This window comes from Candidatus Binatia bacterium, from assembly GCA_036493895.1.
Classification (GTDB): domain Bacteria; phylum Desulfobacterota; class Binatia; order UBA1149; family CAITLU01; genus DATNBU01.
The window spans coordinates 1-5,834 of the sequence record DASXOZ010000057.1 but is presented as its reverse complement, the minus strand read 5'-3'; the positions used below and the strand labels follow the sequence as shown (position 1 = coordinate 5,834).

General features: G+C 62.5%; 5 protein-coding genes. All 5 read right to left on the bottom strand.

Annotated elements, in window-relative coordinates; all coding sequences use genetic code 11:
* Positions 1-864, bottom strand: an 864-nt coding sequence (locus tag VGK20_14030; GenBank protein ID HEY2775161.1) for a formylglycine-generating enzyme family protein, incomplete at its 3' end; no start/stop codon positions are given.
* A gap of 99 nt (positions 865-963) precedes the next feature.
* Positions 964-2,508 carry an arylsulfatase gene (locus tag VGK20_14025; protein HEY2775160.1) on the bottom strand — a complete coding sequence of 515 codons (1,545 nt, stop codon included), beginning with the start codon at positions 2,506-2,508 and terminating at the stop codon, positions 964-966.
* An 80-nt stretch (positions 2,509-2,588) separates the two neighbouring features.
* Complete coding sequence (locus VGK20_14020) at positions 2,589-3,209, bottom strand: MarC family protein (GenBank protein ID HEY2775159.1); 621 nt, start codon at positions 3,207-3,209, stop codon at positions 2,589-2,591.
* Between the two features lie 71 nt (positions 3,210-3,280).
* Positions 3,281-4,636: an arylsulfatase gene (locus VGK20_14015; GenBank protein ID HEY2775158.1), complete on the bottom strand. Its 1,356-nt coding sequence runs from the start codon at positions 4,634-4,636 to the stop codon at positions 3,281-3,283.
* Positions 4,633-5,834: arylsulfatase (locus tag VGK20_14010; GenBank protein ID HEY2775157.1), on the bottom strand; the 1,202-nt coding region annotated here is incomplete at its 5' end. The genes VGK20_14010 and VGK20_14015, both read right to left, overlap by 4 nt.

Here is a 5,834-nt window from a genome sequence, read left to right as displayed (position 1 = left end):
CGTGTCGACGGCCTGCGCCATTCGCGCCGCCGGTCGGTAGCGGCGGCAGTAGTTCGGCGCGCAGAGGTACGAACCGCCCTTCATAACCTTGCGCGGAATCTGGATATCGGGAGTTCTCGGGTCGAGGCTCTCTTCCGGCGCCCCGCCGCGCGGATTGTCGATCGTGCAGCACGCGTGCTTGATCTTGCCGTGGTCCTGGTACCAGTCGGTAGTCCACTCCCAGACGTTGCCGGCCATTTCATAGAGCCCATATCCGTTCGGCGGGAAGGCGCCGACCGGCGCCGTCCACTCGTACCCGTCCTCGCAACGATTCTGCCATGGAAACTCACCCTGCCAGGTATTGGCCATCGGCTTGCCGCCGGGCATGTATTCGTCGCCCCAGGCGAACTCGGCGTATTCGAGACCGCCCCGCGCCGCGAACTCCCATTCCGCCTCGGTCGGCAATTCCCGTCGTGCCCACTTTGTATAGGCCTCCGCGTCCTCGAACGCCACGTGCACGACCGGGTGATCCATCAGCTTCCGGATGCTGCTCGCCGGCCCGCGCGGGTGGCGCCAGTCGGCGCCCGGCACGTAGACCCACCAGTTGTAGTGATTGCGAAGATCGACCGGCCCCGATGCCTTCTTGAACAGCACCGAAGACGGGACGAGCATCTCCGGTTTGGCGTCCGGATAGTCGGCCGGATTGGCCGGACGTTCGGCGAGCGTCACATAGCCGGTGGCCTCGACGAACCGCTTGAACTGCGCATTCGTTACTGCACAGCGATCCATCCAGAAGCCGCCGACCGTGACGTTGTGCGCCGGCGCCTCCTCCGGATAGTGATCGTCGGACCCCATGCGAAATGTGCCGCCGGAAATCCAGATCATGTCCTCGGCAGGTGGCACGCCGAACGGTGTCGTTCGCGCCGGGGTATCGATATCGAGTGCGTCCACTAAAGAAATCCCTCCGTCAGATTCGCGCCATTATCAATGGCCGCTGCTTCCTGCGCTCTCCGTCATCTTGTCCTTCGCATCGTCGATCGTGAACGAGCCGGGCTTCTGCGCAGGCGGGAATTCCTTGAACGTCTCCATGAACTTGGCCACGATCGTCTGGGCCCCGAGCATGATGTAGCCGTTGTGGAGCAGCCAGTCGTAGTACGTATTCGATGTCGTATCCGCACGTTCATACGGATCCGTACGCAGGTTGAACAGCTTGGGCAGCCGCAGGCGCGTGAATGGCTCGGCCCAGACTTGCAGCGTCCCCTGACAGCGCTGCTCCATGAAGACGATCTTCCAATGGTTGAAGCGCAGCCCCAGCACGTCCCCGTCGTCGCTGAAGTAGAAAACGCCCTGCCGCGGGCTGGCTTTCTGTTCGCCGGTCAAATGTGGCAGCAGGTTGTACCCGTCGATGTGATTCTTGAACGTCTTGCCGTTAACGGTGGCGCCCTTCTTCAGCCTGTCCACGACGCCGCTGTCGCCGGCAATGGCGAGCAAGGTCGGCAGCCAGTCGTGGTGTTGCACGATCCCGTTGGACACGCTGCCCGGGGCGATCTTGCCCGGCCAGCGCACCAGCTTCGGCACGCGGAAAGCTCCCTCCCAGTTGGTGTTCTTCTCGCTACGGAACGGGGTCATCCGGCCGTCCGGCCAAGTGTTCATGTGCGGGCCGTTGTCGGAGGAGTACATCACGAAGGTATCGTCGGCGATGCCGAGTTTGTCCAGCAGCTCGAGCATCTGGCCCACGTTCTTATCGTGGTCGATCATGGTGTCGTGGTACGGCGACTGCCAGCGGCCGGACTGGCCCAGGCTCGCCGGCTTGGTGTGGGTGATCCAGTGCATGTGGGTAGTGTTGAGCCACACGAAGAACGGCTTGCCCGCCTCGTGCTGGCGCTTGATGAAGTCGGTGGCAGCGGCCACGAACTCGTCATCGCACGTCTCCATGCGCTTCCTGGTAAGCGGCCCGGTGTCCTCGATCTTCTGCTTGCCGACCCGCCCCCAGCGCTGATGCTCGGTGGCGTCGTCCTTGTCGGTGGCCCACGAGTGGATGACGCCGCGCGGCCCCATCGTCTCCCGGAACTTCGGGTCCTTGGGATAGTTCGCCATCTCCGGTTCTTCCTCGGCGTTGAGGTGGTAGAGGTTGCCGAAGAACTCGTCGAAGCCGTGCACGGTGGGCAGGTACTCGTTGCGGTCGCCGAGGTGGTTCTTGCCGAACTGGCCCGTCGTGTAGCCCTGTTCCTTGAGCAAGTCCGCGATCGTCACCGTCTCCGCCTTCAGGCCCTGCGGCGCGCCGGGAGAGCCGACCTTCGACAGCCCGGTGCGGTACACGCTCTGCCCGGAGATGAACGACGAGCGGCCCGCGGTGCACGACTGCTCGCCGTAGGAGTCGGTGAACAGCATTCCTTCTTTCGCGATGCGGTCGATATTGGGGGTTCTATATCCCATCAGTCCCTGGGAGTAGCAGCTCAGGTTCGAGATGCCGATGTCGTCGCCCCAGATGACCAGGATGTTGGGTTTGATTGTTTTGGTCGCTGCCATTGTCGTCTCCTTTAAAGATAGATCAATGTCGTTTGCTATCGGGCGCGAACACTCTGTTCCAGTCCCTTTCAGTATCCCGTTCAGCCGCTGACGATTTTTAGCTCGCGCAACCCGCGCACGATGAACTCGATTGCCAGACCGGCCTGAAGGACGCCCAGCACGGCGCCCAGGACCTGCAGCACGATCATCGTGAAGCCGACGAGAATCTTGCGCGCAAACAGCATTGCCAGGAGATTGATGGCCATCACGGCCACGAGCAAAGCGAGAATGAGCTCGGTGCGCTCCGTTTCGGTACTGCCCGCCAGAAGCACGATTGCCGCCGCGATGCCGTAAGGCGTTAGCACGATCGGAAAAAGCAGCCGCACGGCCGCAGCCATCGGCGATTGCGGCAACGGAGGCGGCGTTTCCGACGCGTGCGGCGGCTCGTACTGTTCCAGGAGCTGCTTCAGCGCGACGAGCAGAAAAATGATGCCGGCGGCAATGAGAAGCGAGCCGATCGAAACGTGCCACTTTGCGGCAATCGCTCGTCCGATCAGGCTTCCAACGATGACGGCGGCAGTCGCAATCACGAACGCCCACATCGCGACTTTGCGCATCGTCGCGTCGTCGAGGTCGCGCGTTCTGTTCGCGAATGGACCCAGGATCTTGAGCGGCCCGAGCGTGACGAAGAAGATCGTAAAGATCTCTGCAGGTCCGATCATCATCATCCTCCGAACGCGTTAGTCGATGTACGTAAATGCATGGCCCTGTCGGATTCCACGGAATCCGCGCGTCACTTCGGCGGCCGGTATGGATCAGGCGTTCCGGGCGCGATGGGCGGGTACTCCTTCAGGCTTTTCTCGAACTCGACGATGATGTTCATGGCCGGCCCCGCGTTCCACGTGTTGCGCAGGGCGGTTGCCGGGTATTCTTCCTTCGGGTCGGTGATGAGATCGAACGCTTTGGGTGATCCGAGTTTGATGGGCGGCGTCCACCAGTCGCGCTGCTCGTCGTAGAACACGATCTTCCAGTTTCGCCATTTGACCGCTTCGAGGCGGTCGGCCACGAACACCGGGAAACCCTCGCGGTTCGACGTGTCGGACTTGCCGAGCAGAAACTCGGTCTGGTCGACGCCGTCGATCGCCCGATCCTGCGGCACCAGGGCGCGTGCGATGCTGGCGAGGCTCGTAAACGTGTCCACCTCGTGCACGATCTCGTTGCTCACGCGTCCGGCGGGAATCTGGCCCGGCCATCGGACGATGAAGGGAACTCGCAGCGAGCCTTCCATATGCGTGAAGTAGTACCCGCGCCACGGTCCCGAGGAACCTTGCCACGGCCAAGTGGCTTCCGGGCCGTTGTCGCTCGTGAAGACGATCAGGGTGTTGTCGCGAATGCCGAGCGCATCGACCGCGTCGAGAATTTCTCCCACGTGCGCGTCCATTTCGGCGAGCGCATCGGGAAAGTCGCCATAGCCAGTCTTGCCCGCGAACTTCGGATTCGGCAGCGTCGGGAAGTGCACCTGCGTGTACGGGACGTAGGCATAGAACGGCTTGCCCGACCGCGCGCTGCGAGTTATGAAGTCGATGGTCCGGCGCGTGATCTCCGCATCGATCAACCGGCGCTGGTCCAGGTCGTAGACTTCGAGCTCGCGGCTCTTCTCGCCCTTGCGGCCTTCCATGATGTGCGTGAACGCTATACCCGCCGCCTTGGCCGCCGGTTCCGACGGCCAGAATGCTTCGTCCGTGGTGCGCGGGATGCCGTACCACTCGTCGAAGCCCTGATCGTTCGGCAGTCGTCCGTCGGCGCTCCCCAAATGCCACTTGCCGAAATGACCGGTTCCGTAGCCCGCTTCGGAAAGGAGCTTGGCGATCGTCACTTCCCATTGCGTGAGGCCGTCGAAACCCTCGCCGATCGGCACCGAATGCGTTCCCGACCGGATAGAAAACCGCCCGGTCATGATCGCCGACCGGCTCGGCGTGCATTGCGCCTCGACATTGAAGTTGAGCAGTCTCGTCCCTTCGGTCGCCAGCTTGTCGATGCGAGGCGTCGGCGCGCCGCGCACGATCCCTCCGCCGTAACAACCCAGCTCCCCATACCCGAGGTTGTCCATCAGGATGAAAACGATGTTGGGCTTGACGGTGCCATTCATTGCGTCGCCATCGCGAGCCGCGCTCGCGCCTCGTGTTGTTCCGCAAGTTCCTCGAACGTCGCCTCACTGATATCGACCATCACCTTGATGATCGTGCCGGTGAAGGGGAACGGCGATTTGTACACGTCCGAGACCGGCGAGACCGTGTCGCAGCCGACGTCGAAAGTTTCGTTGACGGTGAAATACCCGGCGACCTGTTTTTCGAAACGACCTTCGCCGACCTTCTTCTTGTCCACGCGAAGGGTCACCTTTCCACCGCCGCCGAACTTGCCTTCCTTGTCGACTTTCACTTCCGCGGACAGCACGTGGTGCCCCGGTGGAATCTTCTCCGTCGACGACGCGCGATAGCGGATCTCGTTGTAGTAGTTGTGTTCCCAGTGGAGCCTGCCGTCCTTGATGAAGAGCGAGAAACCCCCGGAGATGCCGCCGCAGCAGACGAGCACGCCTTCGGCGCCGCCCTTGGGGATCTCCACCTCGGCAGCGAGCGTGTGATGAACGTTCTTCGTGTTCGGCGCGGAACGCTCTCCGAGGCGGATGGTGCCCGCAGGATAGACAAAGCGCGTTTTGCCGCGGATATGACTCGGATGCAGCCTCGGGTCGGCGCGCTGGGCAAATCGATCGTCGAGCGGAAGCACGTTGTACTTTGCAGCCTCGGCCATGAAGCGATCCTGCAGCTCGCGCAGCTTCGCGGGCTCCTTGGCGGCGAGGTCGTTGGCCTGCGAAAAATCCTTCTCGATGTTATAGAGCTCCCATGTATCGTTGTCGAAGCTGGCGCCGCCGGAGGTGAGCCAAGGCAGCCTGCCGTGCAGGCATCCGGCGACCCAGCCATTGTGATAGAGCGCGCGGTTGCCGAGCATCTCGAAGTACTGCGTGACTCTCCGGCCCGGCGCGTCCTTGGCCGCGAACGTATACGCCATGCTGATGCCCTCGATCGGCTTTTGCGGCACGCCGTTCACCTCACGCGGCTCAGGCACGCCCGCCAACTCAAGGATCGTGGGCGCGATGTCGATGCAGTGGTGGAATTGCGAGCGCATGCCGCCGCGGTCGGCGATGCCTTTCGGCCATGACATGACCAGGCCGTTGCGCGTCCCTCCGAAGTGCGATGCCACTTGCTTCATCCACTGGAAGGGCGACGATCCCGCCCAGCACCAGCCCACCGGGTAATGGTTCTCGTGCAACGGCCCTCCGAGCTCGTCGA

Bases quoted from the DNA above. Each gene is read 5' to 3' on its own strand.
- VGK20_14020 (HEY2775159.1), bottom strand. From the start codon at position 3,209: ATGATCGGACCTGCAGAGATCTTTACGATCTTCTTCGTCACGCTCGGG.
- VGK20_14015 (HEY2775158.1), bottom strand. From the start codon at position 4,636: ATGAATGGCACCGTCAAGCCCAACATCGTTTTCATCCTGATGGACAAC.
- VGK20_14025 (HEY2775160.1), bottom strand. From the start codon at position 2,508: ATGGCAGCGACCAAAACAATCAAACCCAACATCCTGGTCATCTGGGGC.